Below are 22,418 nucleotides of genomic sequence, written 5' to 3' on the forward strand. Positions count from 1 at the left end.
CCGGGGTCAGCCCGCGAACTCGGGCCCGTGCGCCACCGCACGGGCCCGCCGGTACCAGCGCCAGGCGATCGTCTTCGGCCCGTCGCGGTACGGCGCGACCCGCGCGCCCACCCCCGCCAGCCAGCCCTCGACTTCGGCGACGGTGTGGGTGCGCCGGACGATGAGCCGGGCGATGCGGTACCGCTCGTCCCGGTCGGAGCTGAGCGCGTGCCGTACGGCCGTCGCCGTCTCGTAGCCGGCCCGGGCCGACATGGCCCGCACCCGGGGGCTGTTGTAGCCGTGCGGGTAGGCGAGGTGACGGATCTCGTGCCCGAGGGCGTCCTCCAGCACGGCCTTGGAGGTGCGCAGTTCGTACGCCAGGGCCTTGGCGGACAGGGTGTCGAGCTGCGCGTGTGTGACGGTGTGGCTGCCGATCTCCATGCCGGAACGTTCCAGCTCCGCCGCCCTGGCCAGGGGCATCATCGGGGCGGGCGGCAGCAGACTGCGGCCGCCCGGGGCGATGGCGCCGGTGGTGAGGTAGGCGGTGGCGGGCAGCGCGCGGTCGGCCAGGGCCTCGGCGGTGGGGCCGGGCAGATCGGCGAACCCGTCGTCGAAGGTGAGCAGCACGGGCCGGTCCGGCAGCGGCGCCCGCCCGGCCAGATGATCGGCGATCGCGCTGATCGTGACGGGCGTACGCCCGCTGCGGACCACGGCGTCGAGATGCGCGGCGAACTGCTTCGGCGTCACCGTGAACTCGGCGATCCAGTCCGGCGGATCGTCCATCACCGAGTGATACAGGAAGACGGGGATGGCGGGGGTGACGACGCCACCCGCCGCGGCTATCGGCCCCTCACCGTCCCGTGGCCCCCGCTCCGCCCGGCCTCTGCGGTCCGCCTTCATCTCGCCCCCCGAGCTGTCTTCTCTCGAACAGGCGCGCGCAGCGCCCGCCGCGCCTTCAGATAGCCGACCGGCCCGTACAGCATCCCCCGGCGCTGCAACCGCGACAGCCGCCGTGGCCAGGGATGGGTCCGCACGTCGTGATCGCCCGGCGTCCCCGCGCCGCCCGCTCCCTCGGTCTCGCGCACGGCCGTCAGCGCGCGGGCGTGGGCGAGGCCGCGGGGCAGCCTCGCGAGGAACGCCGGCAGCAGCGCGGGCCGGTTCACGAGCACCGCGGTGAGATAGGCGGTGAGCCCGGCGCCGTAGCCGTACGCCTGCGTCTCCAGGTCCCGCCAGGTCTCCCGGTGGTGGTGCCACACCAGGGCGTGGGGCGTGTACCGCAGCCGGTGCCCCTGGGCCAGGACACGGACGAAGCCGTAGAGGTCGTCGCCGCCCCGGGCGGCCGTCCCGGCGCCGGTGGCCGGGTCGAAACCGCCGACGGAACGCAGCACCGCCGTCCGGAACGCCATGTTCGCGCCCGAGCCGAACCGCCCGGCCGTGAACGGGAACAGCGGCTCGTCGCCCGGCGGGTGCGCCGGATCGTACGTCCTTGGAGTGAAGCCTTTCGCGAAACCGCCGTGGCTCTCCAGCAGCACCTGGGCCGGGGTGGTCAGCCGCGCCGGCAGGATCAGCCCGGTGCTGCACCCGAGTCCGGCGTCGGCGGCGAAGGGCGCGGTCAGCTCGGCCAGCCAGCGCGGGTCGGCGACCACGTCGTCGTCGGTGAAGGCGACCACCCCGGCGCGCACGGCGTCCAGCCCCGCGTTGTGGGCCGCTGCGAGCCCCGGAACAGGCTCGCAGACGTACCGCACGCGCTCGGCGTACTTCCGCTCGATCAGCTCCCGCGTCTCGCTCGTGACGGGCGCGTTGTCGACGACGACGATCTCGAACCGCGGATGGTCCTGCGCCAGCAGCGAGTCCAGCGCCCGGGCCAGTTGCCCGGCCCGCTCCCGGGTCGCGACGACGACACTCGCGTACGGAGGCTCACCGAACTCCCCGGGCTCACCGGCCTGCGCCGCGGCGCACTCCGCCCCCGCCCGCGCCGCCAGCACGGCCTTCGGATCCGCCCCCTCCGGCACCCGCCCGAGCAGCGTGCCCACGGGCCGGCCACCCCTTCTGACCAGCACGAACACCTCGCCATGCGTCACGGGCGGGCTTCCCGGACCGGGTCTGAGCACCCCCTCGTCACCGTCGAGGTCCAGCTCGGCGACCTGCACCGCCCCGATGTCCAGGAACCGCCGTATCTCCTCCTGCGCACGCGCCGAACGGGCCATGCGCCCACCCCCCCTTGTGTCAGGTACGCCTTGTGTTCAGGTGCGGCGCAGCCGGGCCGCGCCCTTCAGCGTCCGCGCGGCCAGCGACGCGAGCCGCGGCCTGCTGCGGACGAAGCTGTGCGCGCGGCGCGCCGGCTCGCGGCTCAGCCAGTGCAGTGCCGCGCCCGCCCCCGGACGGGTCACCGCACCCTCGTACACGGGCAGTTCGCCCGTCTTCAGCGCGTCCTTGTACTCGGCCGCGCCCCGCCCGAGGTCGAGCGTGCCGATGCCCCCGGCGGCCGCCGCCTCGGCCATGCGCAGGTGCAGCACCAGCCCCGGCGAGAACTTCGCGAACTCCGGGTCGTAGGCCGGGAACCAGCAGGCCAGCACCGAGGCCGAACGCAGTCCGAAGTGCGCGGCGACGGGCCGCTCACCCGCGTACAGCACGGACAGCGTGCCGCTGCACTCCGGCGCCCGGGCCCGGGCCAGCTGCCCGACGAGCCGGGTGATCCAGGCCTGGGCGAACCGGTCCCGGCGGCCGGTCCTGCGGTACTGCGCGGACTTCCACTCCATGAGCGTGCGCAGCGCGGCCGGGTCGCGTTCGTCGAACACGAACCGCAGCTCACCGGCCTGCCGGCCCAGCTTGCGCTCCTTGGCCAGGGTCGTCTTCAGGAACTTCGGCGACTGCGCGCGCAGCACCGACTCGTACGTCTCGTAGCCCTTCTCCACGTCGATGACGTAGGTGGCGTGCTCCTCGGCCGCGTAGCGGACGAACAGCCGCTGTTCGGCCTCCAGGTTGTCGAAGGCGAAGCTCGACACCGAGCAGGCCTTCAGCAGTTCGCCCGTCTCCAGGTCAAGGCCCGGCCGCAGGATCGCGCCCTGCGCGTCCGAGACGCCGAGCCCGATCGCCCGGCCCTGCCCCAACGGGCCCCGCTCAAAGGGCAGGAAGCCGGCCGGCTCCGTCCCCTCGTACACCACGGCGACCCGGGCCCCCGGCCTGACCCGGCCGACGGCTTCGGTGAACTGCGGCTCCATGAAAGGGTTGCGCGGTGCCTCCGAGGCGGCGCGCAGCGCACGCCAGCGCTCCCTCTCCCCTTCGCCGAGTTCCCCGGGCCCAGCCACGCGAATGCGCCCACTGCTCAACCTGACCCCCCGATCAAGTCCCCCCTGGACACTTGGAAGGTACCGCCCGAGACGGCCCCACGGGTAGGTAGCGGAGCATGTTGTTGCCAATCGGTGCAGAGGCCTTCAACCGGGCAATCGGCGTCTGCCGTGTGATGAAACGAAGGGGCGCGCTGTCCGTATTCTCTGATCATGGCCGCACCCATCGCATATTCACTCATCGCCACCGATCTGGACGGGACGCTGCTGCGCGGCGACGACACCCTCTCCGACCGGTCTCTCGCCGTGCTCGCGCGGGTGGCGGACGCCGGTGCCCAGCACCTCGTGGTGACGGGCCGGCCGGCGCCGAGAGTGCGGCCGCTCCTGGACGACCTCGGGTGCACGGGGCTCGCGGTGTGCGGGCAGGGCGCGCAGGTGTACGACGCCGGCGCGGAACGGCTGCTGTGGTCCATCACCCTGGACCGGGAACTGGCCGAGACCGCCCTCGGCAAGATCGAGGCCGAGGTGGGGCAGGTGTACGCGGCGGTCGACCAGGACGGGGTCGACGGGCTGACGCTGATCGAACCGGGCTATCTGATGCCGCACCCGACCCTGCCCGCGGTACGGGTCGACCGGCGCGACGAGCTGTGGGGCGAGCCCATCAGCAAGGTGCTGCTGCGCCATCCCCATCTGTCGGACGACGAGTTGGCGGCGACGGCCCGCTCGGTGGTCGGCTCACTGGCGACGGTGACGATGTCGGGGCCCGGCACGGTCGAGCTCCAGCCGTGCGGGATCACCAAGGCGACGGGTCTGGCGCTGGCCGCCGAGCATCTGGGGCTGCGGCCCTCGGACACCATCGCCTTCGGCGACATGCCCAACGACATCCCGATGTTCGACTGGGCCGGCCACGGCGTCGCGATGGCGAACGCCCATCCCGAACTCAAGGCCGTGGCCGACGAGGTCACCCTGTCGAACGAGGACGACGGCATCGCCGTCGTCCTCGAGCGACTGCTGGGCGGGACGGCTCAGTACGGGCCGTTGACGTTGTCGATCGAGCCGTAGCGGTCGGCCGCGTAGTTGCAGGCCGCGGTGATGTTGGCGACCGGGTCGTACGGGTCCCACGACGTGCCGTCCACGTGGTAGGCCTGGAAGGTCGGGTCGATGGTCTGGAGCAGGCCCTTGGACGGGGTGCCCTTGGCGGCGTTGGAGTCCCAGTTGTTGATCGCCAGGGGGTTGCCGGACGACTCGCGCATGACGTTGCGGTGGATGCCGTCGTAGGACCCGGGGATCCCCTTCTGCGCCATGATGTCCAGCGCCTCGCGGATCCACCCGTCGAGGTTGTTCGCGTAGGTCTTCGCGGACGCCTGGGTGGCCTGGGCGACGCCGCCGGCGGGCTTCGCGGCCGGCTTGGCGGGGGCGGACGACTTGGTCGCCGTCTTCTTCGCGGCGCTCGTCTTGGTGGTCTTCACCGTCAGCTTCAGACCCGGGTGGATCAGCTTCGGGTTGTCGCCGACGGCGGCGCGGTTGTCCTTGTAGAGCTGCTTCCAGCCGCCCGAGACGTCGTACCTGTCCGCGATGCGGGCGAGCGAGTCGCCCTTGACCACGGTGTACGCGAGGGACTTGGCGGGCTGGGCCGCCTGCGGCACCGACTGCGCGGCGGCGGGGGCGCCCTGGGGCTCGGCGGCGCTCGCGTGGGTGGCGCCGAGGAGCGGAAGGGTGAGTGCGGCTCCGCCGGTACCGGCGGCGATGAAGCCTCGGCTCAGCGGGTTGGTTCTGGGGCGACGGTGCTTGCCTCGTCCGGCCATGGCGATGTTCCTCTCCGGCGCCTGCGAGGTGAGCTGTCGGGTTCGGGCCGGGAGGTGCCCGGCCGCGTACGGCTGTGTGCCGTACGCGGCTTCACCCCGAGCCGTGCCGCTGTGCGGACCGGCGACTTACCTGGGTCCCCCGCTCCTGCCCTGCGTGAGTGAGTCGTCCAGTGGGGAGTCCGGGCGGCGGCAGGATTAGGCGTCCGCCGGACAGGCCGGGAACGTATGCGAGAGCACATGTCGGGAACAAGCACCTCAATCACATATCGCGCGGTTGACCTTGGTCGGGGGTGTTTGCGCCGCTTGATCCTTTGCGGGAGCCAAGGCTCAACTGGCTTTCGGGGGAAGGTGTTACGGGCGGGTGTCGAGAGGGGAGGAAAAAGGGGAAGAAGTGATTCAACTCACTGATCACGAGTCCGTGGGGCAATTAACGCCAAGGGGAATTCACCTACTCATCACGGCAAATCGTGCATAGTTCGCTACCCCTGGGTAAGTCGATAAATATCTGTTCTTATAGGTTGATCGAAAACATAACGGTCGTGATCGGATACCACCCGGCCTGTAACCATGGGCGCTGGCGGTGATCGAAACGTGACCGGATACGCTGACTCGAGTGATGGCAGCGACCTATCGACAATCCGCGTAATCACCGGCAGACACAGCAGACAGGAGACCCCTCGTGACCGACGTCGGGCCGTTCGGGCTGAGCGTGCGGGACCAGGCTCTGGAAGCCGATGTCCAGGCCGGATTGACGGCTGTCGAGGAAGGCTTGCTCGAGGCCACCAAGAGTGAGGTGCCCTTCATCACGGAGGCCGCCCAGCATCTGGTGCGGGCCGGCGGCAAGCGGTTCCGCCCGCTGCTCGTGATGCTCTCCGCCCAGTTCGGTGACCGGTACGCGCCCGGGATCGTGCCCTCGGCCGTCGTCGTGGAGCTGACCCACCTCGCCACGCTGTACCACGACGACGTCATGGACGAGGCCACCGTGCGCCGCGGTGTCGCGAGCGCGAACACCCGCTGGGGCAACTCCGTCGCGGTCCTCACCGGAGACTTCCTCTTCGCCCGCGCCTCGCACATCCTGGCCGACCTCGGCCCGGAGGCCGTGCGGGTGCAGGCCGAGGCGTTCGAGCGCCTGGTGACCGGCCAGATCCTGGAGACGGCCGGACCGCAGGACGGCCGGGACCCCGTCGAGCACTACCTGGACGTGCTGGGCGGCAAGACCGGCTCGCTGGTCGCCGTGTCGTGCCGGTTCGGCGCGATGATGTCCGGCGCCGACGAGACGACCGTGGACGTGCTGACCCAGTACGGCGAGCGGCTCGGCGTCGCCTTCCAGCTCGCGGACGACGTCCTGGACATCGCCTCCGACTCCCACGAGTCCGGCAAGACCCCCGGCACCGACCTGCGCGAGGGCATCCCCACGCTGCCGGTGCTGCGGCTGCGCGAGCGCGCCGCCCGGCTCGGACTCGCGGACGACATCGCCCTCTGTGAGCTGCTGGACTCCGACCTCACCGACGACGACCGGCACGCCGAGGCGCTGCGCCTGCTGCGCGCCCACCCGGCGCTGGAACAGGCCCGGCAGGACACGATCCGCTACGCGCAGGACGCCCGCTCGGCGCTGGCGCCGCTGCCCGAGTGCACCGCGAAGACGGCGCTGGTGGAGCTGTCCGACGCGGTGGTGCACCGGGCCGGCTAGCAGGTCTTTCCCGTCCGACCCCTACGGGTCGGGGGAGAAGCCGCCCTTCCGTGTCATACCCCAGCAGTACACGGAGTTGAGTCCGGGGTCTGACGTATCTCCCTGGCCGATTTGGTCAGATGGACACCACGGCAGACACCACTCCTCACCTGTTCGGGTGAGAATGGCGGCTCAGGGACGAGTGCGTGGACGACACGGACAGCCGCCGCCGACCACGGAGGTAGGGCACACATGGCACCGTACGCATCCGACGACAGCACGACCGCCGGGGAGGTCGACGAGCAGCGCTCCGGGCGGCGCACAGCCGCGCGGTACATCGTCCCGGTCACGGTGATAGGGGTGGCGGCCGCGACGATCGGGCTGGTCCCCGCACTCGCCGACTCCGGCGACCCCGATCTCCCGAAGATCACCGCCCAGCAGCTCATCGAGAAGATCGCGAAGTCGGACGTCCAGCAGCTGTCCGGCACGGTGAAGATCAGCACGGACCTCGGCCTGCCGAACCTGGGCGGCCTGGAGTCCGGCCTGCTGTCCGGGGCCGCGAGTCAGGGCGAGGGCGGCTCCTCCGCCGAACCGACGGCCAAGCTCACCGAACTGGCCTCCGGCACCCACACCCTGCGCGTCGCCGTCGACGGCCCGGACAGGCAGAAGCTGTCCCTGCTGGAGAACGCCGCCGAATACAGCCTCATCCACAACGGCAAGGACGTCTGGGGCTACGACAGCAAGTCCAACGAGGTCTACCACGGCACCTCCTCCGAGAGCCCGGAGCGCGGGAAGGACCAGCAGCCGCCGGCCACGCCGAAGGACTTCGCCGAGGAGGCCCTGAAGGCGGTCGACGACACGACCTCCGTGACCGTCGACGGCACCGCCCAGGTCGCCGGACGGGACGCCTACAAGCTGCTCATCGAGCCGAAGCAGTCCGGCTCGACGGTCGGCGCGATCACCGTGGCCGTGGACGCGAAGACCGGCATGCCGCTGAAGTTCACACTGACCCCGGCGAGCGGCGGCGCGGCCGTCGTCGACGCGGGCTTCACGAAGGTGAGCTTCGCGCAACCGGCCGCCTCCACCTTCGACTTCACCCCGCCCAAGGGTGCGAAGGTCACCGAGGAGAAGGACGCGGGCAAGGTACCGGACAAGGCCTCGGGCGAGACCCCGCGCAAGGCCCCCGGCAAGCCCTTCGACCTGGGTGAGGCGCCGGGCCACGCCCCCAAGGCCGGGAAGGACTTCGGCCAGGGCCTCGGCGGCCACGACGGCATGAAGACCATCGGCGAGGGCTGGACCGCCATCGCCACCTTCGACACCGGCGGCGAGGGCGTGCCCTCCGGTGAGGCCGGAGGCGACCTCGGCGGCTTCATGAACTCGCTCGGCGACAAGGTCCACGGCAAGTTCGGCTCGGGCACGGTCTTCTCGACCCGCCTGGTCAACGCCCTCATCACCGACGACGGCAAGGTCTACGCGGGCCTGGTCACCAAGGACGCGCTCGTCAAGGCGGCCGACGCCGGGAAGTAGGTCCCGTAGGCGTACGGGACGTCGAGGAAACGAGGAAGCCGATGGGCGAACCGTCCGCCACGGGACCGGAGCGGCGGGACGCGCGGGCCGAGACCGGCGAGCCGGTCATCGACACCCACGCGCTCACCAAGCGCTACCGCGGCGGACAGCTCGCCGTGGACGGTCTCGACCTGACCGTCCCGGCGGGCAGCGTCTTCGGCTTCCTCGGCCCCAACGGCTCCGGCAAGACCACCACCATCCGGATGCTGATGGGCCTCATCGAGCCCACCTCCGGCACGGCCCGGGTGCTGGGGCAGCCCATGCCCCGGGCCACCCGCGCCGTGCTGCCGCACGTCGGCGCCCTCATCGAGGGCCCGGCCCTCTACGGCTTCCTCTCCGGCCGCGACAACCTGATCCGCTACGACAGTGCCGACCCGGCCGCCGATCCGCGCACCCGGCGGGCCCGGGTGGCCTCCGCCCTGGACCGGGTGGGCCTGACGGCCGCCGCGGGCAAGAAGGCCAAGGCGTACTCCCTGGGCATGAAACAGCGCCTGGGTCTCGCGGCCGCGCTGCTCCGGCCGCGCCGGCTGCTCGTCCTCGACGAGCCGACCAACGGCCTCGACCCGCAGGGCATGCGCGAGATCCGCACCCTGATCCGGGAACTGGCCTCGGACGGCACGACGGTCTTCCTCTCCTCCCACCTCCTCGACGAGATCGAGCAGGTCTGCACGCACGCGGCCGTGATGGCGCAGGGCCGGCTGATCACGCAGGGCCCGGTCGCCGAGCTGTCCGCCGGGGTGCGCGGCCGGCTGGCCGTGACCACGCCGGACCCGGCGGAGGCGGCCCGGGTCCTGAAGGAGCAGGGCGTCGGCGACGTCGTCGTCACCGACGACCGGGTGACCGGCGAGCCACCGGACCGCGACCTCGCCGAGGTGAACGCCGCGCTGGTGACGGCCGGGGTGCGCGTGCGCGGCTTCACGGTCGAACGGGCCTCGCTGGAGGACGCGTTCGTGGCGCTGACGGGGGAGGGCTTCGATGTCGCGGGCTGAAGTCGTGGAATCCGTACGGCCGGTGAGCCCGCTGTGGACCTTCGGGCTGCTGCGCAACGAGCTCGTCACCACCTTCCGGCGCTGGCGCACGCTCGCGCTGCTGGCCGTGCTGGCGGGCGTACCGATCCTCGTCGGCATCGCCGTCAAGATCGAGACGGGGGACGGTTCGTCGCCCGGCGGCGGGGGCGGTGGAGGACCGGCCTTCATCTCGCAGATCACCAACAACGGCCTGTTCCTCGTCTTCACCGCCCTGGCCGCCACGCTCCCGTTCTTCCTGCCCATGGCGATCGGGGTCGTCGCGGGCGACGCGATCGCCGGCGAGGCCAACTCCGGCACGCTCCGCTACCTGCTGGTCGCCCCGGCCGGCCGCAGCCGCCTGCTGCTCACCAAGTACGCGACGGTCGTCATCTTCTGCCTGGCCGCCACACTCGTGGTCGCCGTCTCGGCGCTGACGGTCGGCGCGCTGCTCTTCCCGCTCGGGGACCTGACGACCATCTCCGGTACGCAGATCAGCTTCGCCGAGGGCCTGGGCAGAGCCCTGCTGATCGCCCTGGCCGTCGCCGCGTCACTGATCGGCGTCGCCGCGCTCGGCCTGTTCGTCTCGACCCTGACGGGCAGCGGCATCGCGGCGATGGCGACGACGGTCGGCCTGCTGATCACCGTCCAGATCCTGGACCAGATCCCGCAACTGCACGCCCTCCAGCCGTACTTCTTCTCCCACTACTGGCTCTCCTTCGCCGACCTCATGCGCGAGCCGGTCTACTGGGACGACCTCGCGAAGAACCTCGGGCTCCAGGCCCTGTACGCGGTGGTGTTCGGGTCGGCGGCGGGGGCGCGCTTCACGGCGAAGGACATCACCGCCTAGGCCCTGGCCTCAGTCCTCGTACAGGAACCGGGCCAGGGGCGCCTCCTGCGCGAAGAAGGTCTTCGCCCGGGTCAGTGCCGCGTCGTCGTTCAGCACGTCACCGGGCTTGCTGCCGTTGCCGAGCAGCACCCCGCCGAAGCGCATCCCCATGTAGGCGGCGGAGTTGTGGAGCGTCCCGACGAGCGGGTCGGCGACCACCTCCTGCGTGTGCGCGAGGGCGGTGACGCCCCACAGGGTGCGGCCCGCCAGGGTGGCCTTGAAGTCGAGGTCCGGTGTGCGCAGCCAGCCCGACCAGTAGTCCAGGTAGCGCTTGGTCTGCGCGGAGACCGAGTACCAGTACAGGGGCGAGACGATCACGATGTCCGTCGCCGCGAGCGTGGCGTCGAGCAGCCGGGCCACGTTGCCCTCGGTCGGGCGGACGTGGTCGCTGTCGTGCCGCAGGTCCTCGAAGTCCGGCACCGGATGCTCGGTGAGGTCGATCCACTCCTGCTCGACGTCCGGGGGCAGTTGCTCGGCGGCCCGGCGGGCCAGCAGCTCGGAGTTGCCCTCGGCACGAGCGCTGCCCAGGACGAAAAGGAAACGGCGGGTCATGGGGTGCCCCTCTGGAAACTAGGCGTACGTCAACTACCTGCGTGTGCATCATATGCGTACGCAAGTAAATGTGCCAGGGGTGCCCGTCAGTCCTCGGTGCGCGCCTCCGCCTCGCGTGCCACGGCCAGCAGCAGCGACTCCCGCCCGTGCGGCGCCACCAGCTGGAGCCCGGCCGGGCAGCCGTCGTCGCCGAACCCCGCGGGCAGGCTCAGCGCAGGATGTCCGCTGAGGTTGAACGCCCAGGTGAGAGAGGTGGAGTAGCGGCTCCCGGGTCCTTCGTGGCCGTGCGGGGCGGTGGGTGCCGTCGGGGTCAGCAGCAGCTCGGCATCGGCGAACAGCCCGGCGAGCCGCCGGTCGTTCTCCGCCCGGACGCGCTCGGCCCCGGCCGGGTCCGCACCGGGAGTGCGCAGGGCGAGCCAGGCCGGCCCGGGGTCCGTCAGCCGCAACGGCATCCGCGGCCGCAGGAGCCGTACGACCCCGGCCGCCACGAGCCGCTCCACGGCCGCCCGGGCCAGCGCGACGGGCTCCGGGTCGGGTCCGGCGAAACCGAGGTCGGGGGACCAGACGGCGGTGACGGGGAGGGCCGCTGCGGCCGGCACCGGCTCCTCGGACACCACGTGCCACCACAGCTCGGCGTCCGCCGCCGAGCGGGCGAGCACCCCCGGAACGGCAAGCCCCGTACGGTCGCCCGACGGCAGCCGTCCGCTCGTCGTCTTCAAGCCCGTCACCCCGCACCACGCCGCCGGGATCCGTACCGACCCCGCCCCGTCGCTGCCCGTCGCCAGCGGCACCAGCCCGGCCGCCACGGCCGCCGCGGCCCCGGCCGACGAGCCGCCCGGCGTGCGGTCGGCCCGCCACGGGTTGACGGTCCGGCCCCGGGCCCCGAGCCCCCACGTCTGCCAGGGCGTTCCCGGTCCGGGCACGGACGTCGCCCCCACGGCCACACAACCGGCCGCGAGCAGCGGACCCGCCGCGCGCAGACCGCGCCGCCCCTTCACGGCGACCGGCACGCCGGCCAGCGGCAGGGACGGATCCGCGCCCCGCCGGTCGAGTCGTGCGTCCAGCTCACCGGCCCGCCGCAACGCCTCCTCGCCCCACACCTCGACGAACGCGCACAGCTGCGGATCGGCCCGCTCGATCCGGTCCAGAGCTGCCGCGACCACATCCGCCGCCCGCAGTTCCCGGGCCCGCACCCCCGCCGCGATCTCCCCGGCCGACAGGGGCACGGCCGGCAGCGGCACGGCCGTCAGCGTGCCGCTCCCGTCAGCCGGGCCAGGGCGTCCGTCTCGCGCGGCGGACGGCCCGGTTCGCCGAGCCGCCAGGCCGCCACCCACGGCACGCGGTACACGTCGATGACCGACTCCAGCGACCTGACCCGCTGGGCGAGCGGACGTGGCAGCCGGCCCGGGGCGTCCGCCACGAGGACGACGGCGTCCAGGTCGAGCCCCTGCGGAGCCCGGCCGCGCCGGAAGATCTCCACCGCCCCGGCGACCGTGTCCAGCCCGGCCGCGTGCGTCCGCGCGACCAGCAGCACCGACGTGGGGTCGCCGGGCCCGGGCCAGGACCGGCCGCTGTCATGGCCGCCGTAGACCGCGGCGAGGGTGGAGACGCCCGCGCCGCCGTGCGTGCCGACCCAGGAGAAACGCCGTGCCGCGGCATGGGCGTGCGCGGGCTCCGGCGGCCCCGGCTCCGGGCCGGTCACCGGGCCGCGCAGCCAGATCTCCGGCCCCTGTCGCATGCCTGTGTGCATGCCCCTCTCCTCCCTCGTACGCCCGCTCTTCATGCCCTCAGCGACGACCGTGCCGGGGCCGGCGGCCCTTGGGACGAGCCTGTGACACCGTGGTGACGTGAGAAACGGGGGCGAGCGGACACACTCGACAGTAGGTGTACGACGCCGAGTGAGGGGACGATGTCGCGACTCAGCCGCGAGAAGAAGCGGGAACAGAACCAGGCCGCACGCGCGGCGACCCCGGCGGCGCCGATCGACGTCCATGTCCCCGGGGCCGGAACGGACGTGGGAGGGGGAACCGGCGGGGTGTCCGACGGCGCCTCCGTGGGCGGCGTCCCGGTCTTCGCCGCCCCCGGCGAGGAGATCCAGCGGGCCGTCCTGAACCGCCTCCACCACATCGCCCTCGCCACCGGCCACCCCGTCCTCGCGACGATCCGCGACGAGCGCATCGGCTACGTCGTCCCGCTCCAGGTCGACCCGGACGGCTCCAGCCATTTCACGGCCGAGCCGGTCGCCACGAACCCGCCGGAGGCACCGCAGGCCAGTGACGCCATGACGCCCCCGGAGCCACCGCGCGCCCGAGGCATCGACGCCATGAGGCCCCCGGAGCCACCGCACGTCAGGAGCGGCGGCGCCTCGGCCCCGCCGCAGCCGCAGCCAACCCGGAGTGACGCCACGGCAACACCCGAGCCGCAGCACCCGCGGAGCGACAGCGCCACGCACGTGCTGCGTCCCGTGCCGGAGTCCGGCCGCGGCTCGGCCCCGACGTTCCCGCTGCGGGCCGTGCCCGAGCCGCAGCCGGCCGATCAACCCGTACCGACGTTCGAGCTGCGTGCCGTACCGGAGTCGGCGGAGCCCGCGCCGGAAGACGCGCCACCGGCTCCGGGAGCGGCGACGCCGCCCGGCACCGTCGTACCGCCCACCGGCGAGTTCGGCCCGCCCCCGCCCATGGACGCGAGGCCGCTCCCCGTCCCCGAGGCCCACCCGGCTCCGCGGCCCGGACCGGTCCCCGAAGACGCCCTGATCGCCGCCGACCCCGACCCCAAGCCCACCCCCGCCCGCGGCTTCGACGCCGTCGCCGAGGCCGTGCTCGGGGACGAACCCCTCACCGCCCCGGGTGATCCCGCCGCGCCCGCGCTCCTCGCGGAGCCGGTCGCACGGATCAACGAGGCGGTGAAGGAGGGCAGGATCGAGGCCGCGTCCGGGCTGGCGGAGCAGACCGTCGCCCAGGCGTCGGGGACGCTGGGGCCGGAGCACCCCGAGGTGCTCCGGCTGCGCGAGCTCACCGCTTACATCGCCTACTTGGCAGGCGACCCGCTCCGCGCCTGCCGGCTGTCGCTCGACCTGGCCGGTGCCCGCCGCCGGGCCGGTGACGCGGAGGCCGCCTACGGCAACGTGGAGAGCGCGGCCACCGCGTGGCGCGCGGTGCGCGACCCGGCGCTGGGGCTGGAGCTGGGGCGCGACCTGATCGGACTGTGGACGGAACTCGCCGCCGAGGACGGCCCGGCCGCCGAGGAGGTCGAGCAACTGGAGTCGGCCCGAGCCCGCATGGGCCGCCTCACCGAACGCGCCCGCAACCGGTAGGCGCTGCGCCGGGGGCTACTCCGACAGCTCCCACACCGCGTGCGCGAGGGCGTCGCTGTTGCGGTTCAGGGCGGTGTCGTTGATGTTGGCGGTGGTGTCGCAGGAGGAGTGGTAGCAGCGGTCGAAGGACTGCCCGGCCGTACCGCCCCACTTGGCCGCCTGCGCCGCCGTCTTCGTCCGGCTGGCCCCGGTGAACAGGCCGCCCACCGGAACGCCCGCGCTCTTGAAGGGCGCGTGGTCGGAACGGCCGTCGCCCTCGGTCTCGATCTCGGTCGGGACGCCGATGCCGCCGAAGTAGTCCTTGAAGGTCTTCTCGATCGCCGGGTCGTCGTCGTAGACGAAGTAGCCGGGGTTCGGGGAGCCGATCATGTCGAAGTTCAGGTAGGCGCTGATCCTCGAACGGTCGCCGGTGGCCAGCCGGTTGACGTAGTAGCGGGAGCCGACCAGGCCGAGTTCCTCCGCGCCCCACCAGGCGAACCGCAGGTGCTTGGTGGGCTTGTACTGCGCCCGGGACACGGCGAGCGCGGTCTCCAGGACGGCGGCGGAGCCGGAGCCGTTGTCGTTGATGCCGGGCCCGGAGGAGACGCTGTCGAGGTGCGAGCCGGCCATCACGACCTGGTTCGCGTCGCCGCCCGGCCAGTCGGCGATCAGGTTGTAGCCGGTGCGGCCGGAGGCGGTGAACTGCTGGATCGCGGTGGTGTATCCGGCCGCGTCCAGCTTGGCCTTCACGTAGTCGAGCGAGGCCTTGTAGCCGGCTCGGCCGTGCGCCCGGTTGCCGCCGTTGGCGGTGGCTATGGACTGCAGCTGCGACAGGTGGGTCTTGACGTTCGCCACGGGTATGTCCGGCGCGGCGGCGGATCTGGAGGGAGCGGATGACGCGGCGTCGGCCACGGCACCGCCGGTCAGGAGCATGGCTGTTGCCATGCCGCCCGCGGCGACGGCGCGCGCGGAAACGGAGAGCTTCATGTGGGGGCTCCGGATTCCGTCGGGAAGCCCGTGGGGTGTCCACGGGCCGCCCACAGTGAATGGGGTGCCTGGATGGTGAAGCTGGTACTGACTCTCCGTCAAGGTTCTTATTCGGCCAGGGCGTTACGGAGCGCGGACCTCCGGCGCGCACGTCACTGCACGCAGAACTCGTTCCCCTCCGGGTCCGCCATCACGACCCACTCGCCGCCCTGCTCCTTCACCCGCCGCAGCGCACTCGCCCCGAGCCCCTCCAGCCGTGCGACCTCCTCCTCCCGGCGTCCCTCGCCCGGGTGCAGATCGAGGTGCAGCCGGTTCTTGACCGTCTTCGCCTCCGGTGCCCGCTGGAACAGCAGCCGCCGCCCCAGCCCGGTCCCGCTCTCCTCCTCGAACGGGTCCTCCGGGTGCCGCACGGCGACCAGGTCCCGGAAGGCGCGGCGGCCGTGGAACTCGACCGTGGCCTCCTCCGGCAGGGCGCCGAAGCCGAGCAGCTTTCCGATGAGGGCGCTGTTGTCCTCGACCTCGTACCGCAGGGCGGCGGCCCAGAAGTCGGCCTGCTGGTGCGGGTCGCTGGCGTCGATGACGAGTTTCCAGTGCACGGGAGTGGGCGATGAGGGTGTCTGCGTCATGTAACCACTTATACTGGTTAGGTGAGTGGACGCACAGGGGAAACGCCGGATCGAACGCCCGGCCTGACGCTGGTCTCGGGCCAGGGCAAGGCCTACCGCTTCGACCCCGGCACCCTGTGCCTGGAGCTGACGACGACGGGCGGTCCCGGGGCCTTCGCCCGCTGGGAAGTGCTGCACGAACCCTCTGACCTGGTCACCTGGGCGGAGCGCAGCCGGCTGCCGGACGGCCTGGACCTCACCGTCTCCGCCGGGGAACTGAAGCGGGCACGCACCCTGCGCGACGCCGTGTTCCTGCTCGCGGCCGACCGCGCTCACGGCCGCCCCCTGCAAGCCGCCCACCTGGACCTCGTCAACGCCGCCGCGGCCGAGCCCCCGCTGATCGCCCGCATCGAGCCCGACGGCACCCGCGCCTGGGCCCCGGGCGCCACCGGCACCCACCTGCTCGCGACCGTCGCCCGTGACGCGATCGACCTGTTCACCGGTCCCTACGCCGACCGCGTCCGCGAGTGCGGCGCCCACAACTGCTACCTGCTCTTCGTCGACACCTCCCGCCCGGGCCGCCGCCGCTGGTGCGCGATGGAGCACTGCGGAAACCGTGAGAAGGCCCGGGTGCACCGGGCCCGCCACACCCCTGCGAAGCCGTAGCCTGCGAGCCCTCCGCCGCGCGGGTGTCGTACGCGGTCCGGGCCTGGTGACCGACCCCGTCGATCTCCCGGCGCGGCTCGGTGAAGCGCAGCCGCCGGTTCTCCAGCAGCGCGAATGACCAGCAGCGATTCCCACCGACCTCACTTGCGTAACCGTCCCTTACCGGAGGAGGGTTGATTCATGGGCACCCGTGCGTGGGCGCTGCTGCTCGTTCTGTGCGGAACGATCTTCCTCGAAGGCACCGACGTCGCGATGATGTCGGTGGCGCTCCCGGCCGTCCGCGCCGATCTGGGCCTTGCCACCGGCACCGCGGCCTGGGTGATGAGCGCCTATGTGCTCGGCTACGCCGGCTTCACGCTGCTGGGCGGGCGGGCCGCCGACCTGCTCGGGCGGCGGCGGATGTTCCTGCTGTGGCTGACCGTCTTCCTCGCCTTCTCGGGGCTCGGCGGCTTCGCGACGGACGGCTGGATGCTGATCGTCGCCCGGTTCGTCACCGGCCTCGCCGCCGCGTTCATGACCCCGGCCGCGCTCTCCCTGATCACCACGACGTACGAGGAGGGCCCGAAGCGCAACAAGGCCCTGCTGGTCTTCGCCGGGACGGGCGCGGCCGGCTTCTCGCTCGGCCTGGTGGTCGGCGGTCTGCTCACCGACATCGGCTGGCGCTGGGTGTTCTTCGCCCCCGTGCTGCTGGCCGCCGCCCTGCTCGTCGCGGCCGTACGCCTGATCCCCCGGAGCGACGCCCCGCGGAACCGCCGCCGCACCTTCGATCTGCCCGGCGCGATCACCGCCGCCGGCGCCATGCTGCTGGCCGCCTACACCGTCGTACGCCTGGAACACGGCCTGCACGACTGGCCGCTCACCCTGGCCTCGGGCCTCGCGGCCGTGCTCGTGTGCGGGGTCTTCGTGGCGGTCGAACGCCGCTGCCCCGATCCGCTCGTCCGGCTCGGCCTGCTGCGCCGGGGCCCGGTCGTGCGCGCCGACCTGGGGGCGCTGCTCTTCCTCGGCGCCTTCTTCGGCTTCCAGTTCGTCGTCACGCTCTACCTGCAGGAACTGCGCGGCTGGTCGTCCTTGCAGACGGCGGTGGCCCTGATCGCCATGGGCACCGACGCCGTCCTCGCGCCGACGCTCACGCCCCGACTGGTCACCCGCTTCGGCAACGCAAGGGTGATCGTCGGCGGTTTCCTCCTGGCCGTGGCCGCGTACGCGCTGTTCCTGCCGGTCGGCATGGACTGGTCCTACGCCATGATGTTCCCGACCCTGCTCCTGTCCGGCTTCGCGTTCGCCCTGGCCTACGGGCCGCTGACGATCGCGGCGACGGACGGGGTGGCCGGGCCGGAGCAGGGCCTGGCCGGCGGGCTGCTGACCACCGCCACCCAGTTCGGCGCGGCGATCGGCATCTCGGCGGTGACCGCGGTCTACGGCCTGGCGTCCACCGGGTCCGGCCCCGAGGCCACGCTCTCGGCGTTCCGCTCGGCGCTCTTCGTGCCGGTCGTCCTGGTGGTGCTGGGCACGCTGATCTCGTTGGTGAGCGTCCGGGAGGCCCGGCGGGCGGCGCGCAAGGCGTCCCAGGTGAGCAGCGTCAAAGCCAGCCACACCAATGCGAATCCGGCCCAGCGCTCCGGCGGCATCTCCTCGTGGAAGTAGAGGATGCCGAGCAGGAACTGGATGACGGGCGTCGAGTATTGCAGCAGGCCGATGGTGGACAGGGGCACGCGGATGGCGGCCGCGCCGAAGCAGACCAGGGGGAGCGCGGTGACGATGCCGGCCGAGGCGAGCAGCGCCGCGTGCCCCGCGCCCTCGCCGGTGAAGGTGGAGTCGCCCTGCGCGGAGAGCCACGCCAGGAAGGCCAGCGCGGGCAGGAACTGGATCGCGGTCTCGGCGGCCAGCGACTCGATGCCGCCGAGGCCCACCTTCTTCTTCACCAGCCCGTAGGTGGCGAAGGAGAACGCGAGGCAGAGGGAGATCCACGGGGGCTGGCCGTAGCCGATGGTCAGCACGACGACCGCGACGCAGCCGGTCCCGACCGCCGCCCACTGGACCGGACGCAGCCGCTCCTTCAGCAGCAGCACGCCTATCGCGATGGTGACCAGCGGGTTGATGAAGTACCCGAGCGAGGCCTCGACCACGTGCCCGGAGTTCACGGCCCAGATGTACAGGCCCCAGTTGACGGTGATGACCGCCGCGGCGACCGTGATCAGCGCCAGCTTGCGGGGCTGCCGCAGCAGCTCTCCGGCCCAGGCCCAGCGGCGCAGCACGAGCAGAGCGGCGCCCACGAAGACCAGCGACCACACCATCCGGTGGGCCAGGATCTCCACCGCACCGGCCGGCTTCAGCAGGGGCCAGAACAGGGGGACGAGCCCCCACATCCCGTAGGCCGCGAAGCCGTTCAGCAGTCCTATGTGCCGCTCACCCCTCGGCTTGCCGGTCACGGGCCCCTCCTTCGCGCCTTGCGTGTGTCCGCGTGCACGACGGTAACGCCGAGCGCCCCCGGCTGTCATGCCCGTATCGGCATACGGTCATGACAGTCCGGGGGTGTGGCCCTCCAGGGCCCGGCGGGGAGTTCAGCCCTTGAGTGCGGCGGCGATGGCCTCGGTGAACGGGGTGGTCGGGCGGCCGGTCAGACGGGACAGGTCGCCGCTGGAGACGACCAGCTCGCCCTTCTCGATGGAGGCGTCGACGCCCGCGAGGATCTGGGCGAACGGCTCCGGCAGCCCGGCACCGGTCAGGATGCCGACCAGGGCCTCGGGGGAGACGGCGTTGTAGGTGATCTCCTTGCCGGTCTGCCGGCTCAGCTCGGCCGCGTACTCGGCGAAGCTCCAGGGGGTGTCGCCGCCCAGCTCGTACGTCTTGTTCTCGTGCCCCTCACCGGTCAGCACGGCGACGGCGGCAGCGGCGTAGTCGGCGCGGGAGGCGGAGGAGACCTTGCCCTCACCGGCGGCGGCGACGACCGCGTTGTGCTCCAGCACGGGGGCGAGGTTCTCGGTGTAGTTCTCGTGGTACCAGCCGTTGCGCAGCAGCGCGTAGGGCACGCCGGAGTCCAGCAGGATCTCCTCGGTGCCGCGGTGGTCGTCGGCGAGCGCGGCGGTCAGGCTGCCGGGGGCGCTGGTGTAGGCGAGCAGGGCGACACCGGCCGCCTTGGCGGCGTCGATGACGACCTTGTGCTGCTGCACCCGGCCCTTGTCGAACTCGTTGCCGGAGACCAGCAGCACCTTGTCACCGGCGGAGAAGAGGCCGTCGAAGGAGGTGGGGGTGTTGTAGTCGGCGAGGGCGATCTTCACACCGCGGTCCGCGAAGTCGGCGGCCTTCTCCGCGGTGCGCACGACCGCGGTGATCTGCTCGGCGGGGACCTTCTCCAGCAGCTGCTCCACGACGTGACGGCCGAGGTGTCCGGTGGCTCCGGTGACGACGATGCTCATGGTGAGGACTCTCCTTGTGGGGTGCGTTGGCACTAACCCTAGAGGATGCGCTAACTCTTGGAAAGTACCCACTTTGAAGTAAGGTACTGGCATGGCAGTAAGTGAGAGCGAGGCCATGTGCCCGCACCGCCTGGTCCTGGAGCACGTCACCAGCCGCTGGGGCGTGCTCGTCCTGATCGAGCTCCTGGACCGCCCGTACCGGTTCAGTGAGCTGCGCCGGGCGATCAGCGGAACGGGCCGCGGCGTCAGCGAGAAGATGCTCACGCAGACCCTCCAGACCCTGGAGCGCGACGGGCTCGTCCACCGCGACGCCAAGCCCGTCATCCCGCCGCGCGTCGACTACTCCCTCACCGGCCTGGGCCGCGAGGCAGCCGAGCAGGTACGGGGACTGGCGGCATGGACGCACCAGCGCATGGGCGAGGTGGAGCAGGCCCGCCAGGCGTACGACGAGGCCCGGGCCGCGTCCTAGCGGTCCCGGGCCTCGCTGCTGCTCAAGCCGTGGTCGGGGTCAGCCCACGACCGTCCAGGTGTCGCCGCCCGCCAGCAGCGCGTCCAGGTCGCCCTTGCCGTGCTGCTCGATCGCCTGGTCGAGCTGGTCGGCCATCTGCGTGTCGTAGACGGGCCGGTCGACCGAGCGCAGGACACCGATCGGCGTGTGGTGCAGGGTGTCCGGGTCGGCCAGGCGGGACAGCGCGAACGCCGTGGTGGGGGACGGGGAGTGCGCGTCGTGGACGAGCACCTGGTCCTCGTTGTCCGGCGTCACGGCGACCACCTTCAGGTCACCGGTCAGCGGGTCCCGCACGACACCCTTGGCCTGGTCGGCGCCGAAGCGGATCGGCTGGCCGTGCTCCAGGCGGATCACGGCCTCCTCGGCCTGCTGCTTGTCCTTCAGAGCGTCGAAGGCCCCGTCGTTGAAGATGTTGCAGTTCTGGTAGATCTCGATCAGGGCGGTGCCCTGGTGGGCGGCGGCCTGGCGCAGCACCTCGGTCAGGTGCTTGCGGTCGGAGTCCACCGTCCGTGCCACGAACGACGCCTCCGCGCCGATCGCCAGCGACACCGGGTTGAACGGCGCGTCCAGCGAGCCCATCGGCGTCGACTTCGTGATCTTCCCGACCTCGGAGGTGGGGGAGTACTGGCCCTTGGTCAGGCCGTAGATCCGGTTGTTGAACAGCAGGATCTTGAGATTGACGTTGCGGCGCAGCGCGTGGATCAGGTGGTTGCCGCCGATGGACAGCGCGTCGCCGTCGCCGGTGACGACCCAGACGGACAGGTCGCGGCGGGAGCTGGCCAGACCCGTGGCGATGGCGGGGGCGCGGCCGTGGATGGAGTGCATCCCGTAGGTGTTCATGTAGTACGGGAACCGCGAGGAGCAGCCGATGCCCGAGACGAAGACGATGTTCTCCTTCGCCAGCCCCAGCTCGGGCATGAAGCCCTGCACCGCCGCGAGAATGGCGTAGTCGCCACAGCCGGGGCACCAGCGCACTTCCTGGTCGGACTTGAAGTCCTTCATCGACTGCCTGCCCTCGGCCTTGGGGACGAGGGAAAGCGCCTCGATGGTGCCCGTGCCGTGCGAGGACGTATCAGCCATCGATGGCCTCCTTCAGAGCCGCGGCGAGCTGCTCCGCCTTGAACGGCATGCCGTTGACCTGGTTGTACGAGTGGGCGTCGACCAGGTACTTCGCCCGGATGAGCGTGGCGAGCTGCCCGAGGTTCATCTCGGGGATCACCACCTTGTCGTAACGCTCCAGCACGGAGCCCAGATTTCGCGGGAAGGGGTTGAGGTGGCGCAGATGCGCCTGCGCGACGGACTCGCCGGCTCTGCGCAGCCGCCGCACCGCCGCCGTGATCGGCCCGTACGTCGAGCCCCAGCCCAGCACCAGCGTCCGCGCCTCGTGCGGGTCGTCCACCTCGACGTCCGGGACGTCGATGCCGTCGATCTTGGCCTGGCGCGTGCGGACCATGAAGTCGTGGTTGGCCGGGTCGTAGGAGATGTTGCCCGAGCCGTCCTGCTTCTCGATGCCGCCGATGCGGTGCTCCAGACCCGGCGTGCCCGGGATCGCCCACGGCCGGGCCAGCGTCTGCGGGTCACGCTTGTAGGGCCAGAACACCTCGGTGCCGTCGTCGAGCGTGTGGTTCGGGCCCTGCGCGAACTGCACCCGCAGGTCGGGCAGTTCTTCGAGGTCCGGGATCCGCCAGGGCTCGGAGCCGTTGGCCAGGTACCCGTCGGACAGCAGGAAGACGGGTGTGCGGTACGTCAGGGCGATGCGGGCGGCTTCCAGGGCGGCGTCGAAGCAGTCCGCCGGGGTGCGCGGTGCGACCACCGGGACCGGTGCCTCGCCGTTGCGCCCGTACATCGCCTGCAGCAGGTCCGCCTGCTCGGTCTTGGTCGGCAGACCGGTGGAGGGGCCGCCGCGCTGGATGTCCACGATCAGCAGCGGCAGCTCCAGGGAGACCGCCAGGCCGATCGTCTCGGACTTCAGTGCCACACCCGGGCCGGACGTCGTCGTGACCGCCAGGGATCCGCCGAAGGCGGCTCCCAGCGCCGCGCCGATCCCGGCGATCTCGTCCTCCGCCTGGAAGGTGCGCACTCCGAAGTTCTTGTGCCGGCTCAGCTCGTGCAGGATGTCCGACGCCGGAGTGATCGGGTACGACCCCAGATACAGCGGCAGATCCGCCTGCCGCGAGGCGGCGATCAGCCCGT

20 protein-coding genes, 2 pseudogenes and 1 riboswitch are annotated in these 22,418 nt (G+C 72.0%); of the genes and pseudogenes, 9 read left to right on the forward strand and 13 right to left on the reverse strand.

All coding sequences use genetic code 11. From position 1 onward, the window contains the following. Positions 1–6: 6 nt before the first annotated feature. The 3 genes from AB0G20_RS37675 to AB0G20_RS37685 form a co-directional block, all read right to left on the reverse strand. Positions 7–762, reverse strand: coding sequence for a polysaccharide deacetylase family protein (locus AB0G20_RS37675; protein WP_361310892.1), 756 nt, complete (start codon positions 760–762; stop codon positions 7–9). A gap of 113 nt (positions 763–875) precedes the next feature. Next, complete coding sequence (locus AB0G20_RS37680) at positions 876–2,186, reverse strand: glycosyltransferase (RefSeq protein WP_361310895.1); 1,311 nt, start codon at positions 2,184–2,186, stop codon at positions 876–878. 36 nt (positions 2,187–2,222) lie between these two features. Next, the gene (locus AB0G20_RS37685) at positions 2,223–3,287 is read right to left on the reverse strand and encodes a GNAT family N-acetyltransferase (RefSeq protein ID WP_361310898.1); all 1,065 of its coding nucleotides are present in this window, start codon (positions 3,285–3,287) and stop codon (positions 2,223–2,225) included. A 192-nt stretch (positions 3,288–3,479) separates the two neighbouring features. Here AB0G20_RS37685 and AB0G20_RS37690 point away from each other — a divergent pair, with 192 nt between their 5' ends. Beyond that, positions 3,480–4,328, forward strand: a complete 849-nt coding sequence (locus AB0G20_RS37690) for a Cof-type HAD-IIB family hydrolase (RefSeq protein ID WP_361310900.1) — start codon at positions 3,480–3,482, stop codon at positions 4,326–4,328. Here AB0G20_RS37690 and AB0G20_RS37695 read toward each other — a convergent pair. Then, on the reverse strand, positions 4,292–5,071 hold the full coding sequence (locus tag AB0G20_RS37695; protein ID WP_361310902.1) for a transglycosylase SLT domain-containing protein: 780 nt from the start codon (positions 5,069–5,071) through the stop codon (positions 4,292–4,294). The genes AB0G20_RS37690 and AB0G20_RS37695 overlap by 37 nt on opposite strands. 5 nt (positions 5,072–5,076) lie before the next feature. Then, a riboswitch (cyclic di-AMP (ydaO/yuaA leader) is annotated at positions 5,077–5,250 on the reverse strand. A 500-nt stretch (positions 5,251–5,750) separates the two neighbouring features. Here AB0G20_RS37695 and AB0G20_RS37700 point away from each other — a divergent pair. The 4 genes from AB0G20_RS37700 (at position 5,751) to AB0G20_RS37715 (ending at position 10,160) form a co-directional block, all read left to right on the forward strand. Further along, a complete protein-coding gene (locus tag AB0G20_RS37700; RefSeq protein WP_361310905.1) occupies positions 5,751–6,761 on the forward strand; it encodes a polyprenyl synthetase family protein in 1,011 nt (336 codons plus the stop codon). Positions 6,762–6,992: 231 nt separating this feature from the next. Further along, positions 6,993–8,267: a DUF2092 domain-containing protein gene (locus tag AB0G20_RS37705; protein WP_361310908.1), complete on the forward strand. Its 1,275-nt coding sequence runs from the start codon at positions 6,993–6,995 to the stop codon at positions 8,265–8,267. Between the two features lie 41 nt (positions 8,268–8,308). Beyond that, on the forward strand, positions 8,309–9,295 hold the full coding sequence (locus tag AB0G20_RS37710) for an ABC transporter ATP-binding protein (RefSeq protein WP_361310910.1): 987 nt from the start codon (positions 8,309–8,311) through the stop codon (positions 9,293–9,295). Further along, entirely contained in the window at positions 9,282–10,160 is an 879-nt protein-coding gene (locus AB0G20_RS37715; protein WP_361310912.1) for an ABC transporter permease, read from the forward strand. Before AB0G20_RS37710 ends, AB0G20_RS37715 begins: the two co-directional genes overlap by 14 nt. A 9-nt stretch (positions 10,161–10,169) precedes the next feature. On the opposite strand, the gene AB0G20_RS37720 is transcribed toward AB0G20_RS37715, so the two are convergent. The 3 genes from AB0G20_RS37720 to AB0G20_RS37730 all read right to left on the reverse strand — a co-directional run bounded on the left by AB0G20_RS37720 (position 10,170) and on the right by AB0G20_RS37730 (position 12,501). Continuing rightward, positions 10,170–10,751, reverse strand: coding sequence for an NAD(P)H-dependent oxidoreductase (locus tag AB0G20_RS37720; protein WP_361310914.1), 582 nt, complete (start codon positions 10,749–10,751; stop codon positions 10,170–10,172). Between the two features lie 86 nt (positions 10,752–10,837). Continuing rightward, positions 10,838–11,986: an amidase gene (locus AB0G20_RS37725; protein ID WP_361310951.1), complete on the reverse strand. Its 1,149-nt coding sequence runs from the start codon at positions 11,984–11,986 to the stop codon at positions 10,838–10,840. Between the two features lie 11 nt (positions 11,987–11,997). Then, positions 11,998–12,501: a DUF6668 family protein gene (locus AB0G20_RS37730; protein ID WP_361310917.1), complete on the reverse strand. Its 504-nt coding sequence runs from the start codon at positions 12,499–12,501 to the stop codon at positions 11,998–12,000. 159 nt (positions 12,502–12,660) lie between these two features. Between AB0G20_RS37730 and AB0G20_RS37735 the strand changes: the two genes are divergently transcribed. Continuing rightward, positions 12,661–14,064: a tetratricopeptide repeat protein gene (locus tag AB0G20_RS37735; protein ID WP_361310919.1), complete on the forward strand. Its 1,404-nt coding sequence runs from the start codon at positions 12,661–12,663 to the stop codon at positions 14,062–14,064. A 15-nt stretch (positions 14,065–14,079) separates the two neighbouring features. On the opposite strand, the gene AB0G20_RS37740 is transcribed toward AB0G20_RS37735, so the two are convergent. Beyond that, positions 14,080–15,030 (reverse strand): M28 family metallopeptidase, encoded by a 951-nt coding sequence (locus tag AB0G20_RS37740; RefSeq protein WP_361310921.1) that lies wholly within the window; start codon positions 15,028–15,030, stop codon positions 14,080–14,082. A 152-nt stretch (positions 15,031–15,182) separates the two neighbouring features. Next, the gene (locus AB0G20_RS37745; RefSeq protein ID WP_361310924.1) at positions 15,183–15,656 is read right to left on the reverse strand and encodes a VOC family protein; all 474 of its coding nucleotides are present in this window, start codon (positions 15,654–15,656) and stop codon (positions 15,183–15,185) included. A gap of 21 nt (positions 15,657–15,677) precedes the next feature. On the opposite strand from AB0G20_RS37745, the gene AB0G20_RS37750 reads away from it, so the two are divergent. Further along, the gene (locus AB0G20_RS37750; protein ID WP_361310926.1) at positions 15,678–16,301 is read left to right on the forward strand and encodes a CGNR zinc finger domain-containing protein; all 624 of its coding nucleotides are present in this window, start codon (positions 15,678–15,680) and stop codon (positions 16,299–16,301) included. A gap of 180 nt (positions 16,302–16,481) precedes the next feature. Next, positions 16,482–17,822: pseudogene (locus AB0G20_RS37755) on the forward strand (MFS transporter); the annotation flags it as partial. Here AB0G20_RS37755 and rarD read toward each other — a convergent pair. Both rarD and AB0G20_RS37765 read right to left on the reverse strand, forming a co-directional pair. Continuing rightward, positions 17,717–18,730 carry an EamA family transporter RarD gene (gene rarD, locus AB0G20_RS37760; protein WP_361310929.1) on the reverse strand — a complete coding sequence of 338 codons (1,014 nt, stop codon included), beginning with the start codon at positions 18,728–18,730 and terminating at the stop codon, positions 17,717–17,719. The pseudogene AB0G20_RS37755 and the gene rarD sit on opposite strands and share 106 nt — an antisense overlap. 132 nt (positions 18,731–18,862) lie before the next feature. Next, the gene (locus AB0G20_RS37765; protein WP_361310932.1) at positions 18,863–19,717 is read right to left on the reverse strand and encodes an SDR family oxidoreductase; all 855 of its coding nucleotides are present in this window, start codon (positions 19,715–19,717) and stop codon (positions 18,863–18,865) included. A gap of 91 nt (positions 19,718–19,808) precedes the next feature. Here AB0G20_RS37765 and AB0G20_RS37770 point away from each other — a divergent pair, with 91 nt between their 5' ends. Then, entirely contained in the window at positions 19,809–20,186 is a 378-nt protein-coding gene (locus AB0G20_RS37770; protein WP_361310934.1) for a helix-turn-helix domain-containing protein, read from the forward strand. 39 nt (positions 20,187–20,225) lie between these two features. On the opposite strand, the gene AB0G20_RS37775 is transcribed toward AB0G20_RS37770, so the two are convergent. Next, a complete protein-coding gene (locus tag AB0G20_RS37775) occupies positions 20,226–21,305 on the reverse strand; it encodes a 2-oxoacid:ferredoxin oxidoreductase subunit beta (RefSeq protein WP_361310937.1) in 1,080 nt (359 codons plus the stop codon). Next, positions 21,298–22,418: pseudogene (locus AB0G20_RS37780) on the reverse strand (2-oxoglutarate ferredoxin oxidoreductase subunit alpha); the annotation flags it as partial. The pseudogene AB0G20_RS37780 and the gene AB0G20_RS37775, both read right to left, overlap by 8 nt.

It is taken from the genome of Streptomyces sp. NPDC024017, assembly GCF_040638895.1.
Taxonomy (GTDB): Bacteria; Actinomycetota; Actinomycetes; order Streptomycetales; family Streptomycetaceae; genus Streptomyces.

Excerpts from the sequence above, each read along its gene's own strand:
- AB0G20_RS37680 (WP_361310895.1), bottom strand. The coding sequence starts at position 2,186 with ATGGCCCGTTCGGCGCGTGCGCAGGAGGAGATACGGCGGTTCCTGGAC.
- AB0G20_RS37735 (WP_361310919.1), top strand. The coding sequence starts at position 12,661 with ATGTCGCGACTCAGCCGCGAGAAGAAGCGGGAACAGAACCAGGCCGCA.
- AB0G20_RS37770 (WP_361310934.1), top strand. The coding sequence starts at position 19,809 with ATGGCAGTAAGTGAGAGCGAGGCCATGTGCCCGCACCGCCTGGTCCTG.
- AB0G20_RS37775 (WP_361310937.1), bottom strand. The coding sequence starts at position 21,305 with ATGGCTGATACGTCCTCGCACGGCACGGGCACCATCGAGGCGCTTTCC.
- AB0G20_RS37740 (WP_361310921.1), bottom strand. The coding sequence starts at position 15,030 with ATGAAGCTCTCCGTTTCCGCGCGCGCCGTCGCCGCGGGCGGCATGGCA.
- AB0G20_RS37745 (WP_361310924.1), bottom strand. The coding sequence starts at position 15,656 with ATGACGCAGACACCCTCATCGCCCACTCCCGTGCACTGGAAACTCGTC.
- AB0G20_RS37765 (WP_361310932.1), bottom strand. The coding sequence starts at position 19,717 with ATGAGCATCGTCGTCACCGGAGCCACCGGACACCTCGGCCGTCACGTC.
- AB0G20_RS37720 (WP_361310914.1), bottom strand. The coding sequence starts at position 10,751 with ATGACCCGCCGTTTCCTTTTCGTCCTGGGCAGCGCTCGTGCCGAGGGC.
- AB0G20_RS37675 (WP_361310892.1), bottom strand. The coding sequence starts at position 762 with ATGGACGATCCGCCGGACTGGATCGCCGAGTTCACGGTGACGCCGAAG.
- AB0G20_RS37710 (WP_361310910.1), top strand. The coding sequence starts at position 8,309 with ATGGGCGAACCGTCCGCCACGGGACCGGAGCGGCGGGACGCGCGGGCC.
- AB0G20_RS37715 (WP_361310912.1), top strand. The coding sequence starts at position 9,282 with ATGTCGCGGGCTGAAGTCGTGGAATCCGTACGGCCGGTGAGCCCGCTG.
- AB0G20_RS37690 (WP_361310900.1), top strand. The coding sequence starts at position 3,480 with ATGGCCGCACCCATCGCATATTCACTCATCGCCACCGATCTGGACGGG.
- AB0G20_RS37730 (WP_361310917.1), bottom strand. The coding sequence starts at position 12,501 with ATGCACACAGGCATGCGACAGGGGCCGGAGATCTGGCTGCGCGGCCCG.
- AB0G20_RS37695 (WP_361310902.1), bottom strand. The coding sequence starts at position 5,071 with ATGGCCGGACGAGGCAAGCACCGTCGCCCCAGAACCAACCCGCTGAGC.
- AB0G20_RS37705 (WP_361310908.1), top strand. The coding sequence starts at position 6,993 with ATGGCACCGTACGCATCCGACGACAGCACGACCGCCGGGGAGGTCGAC.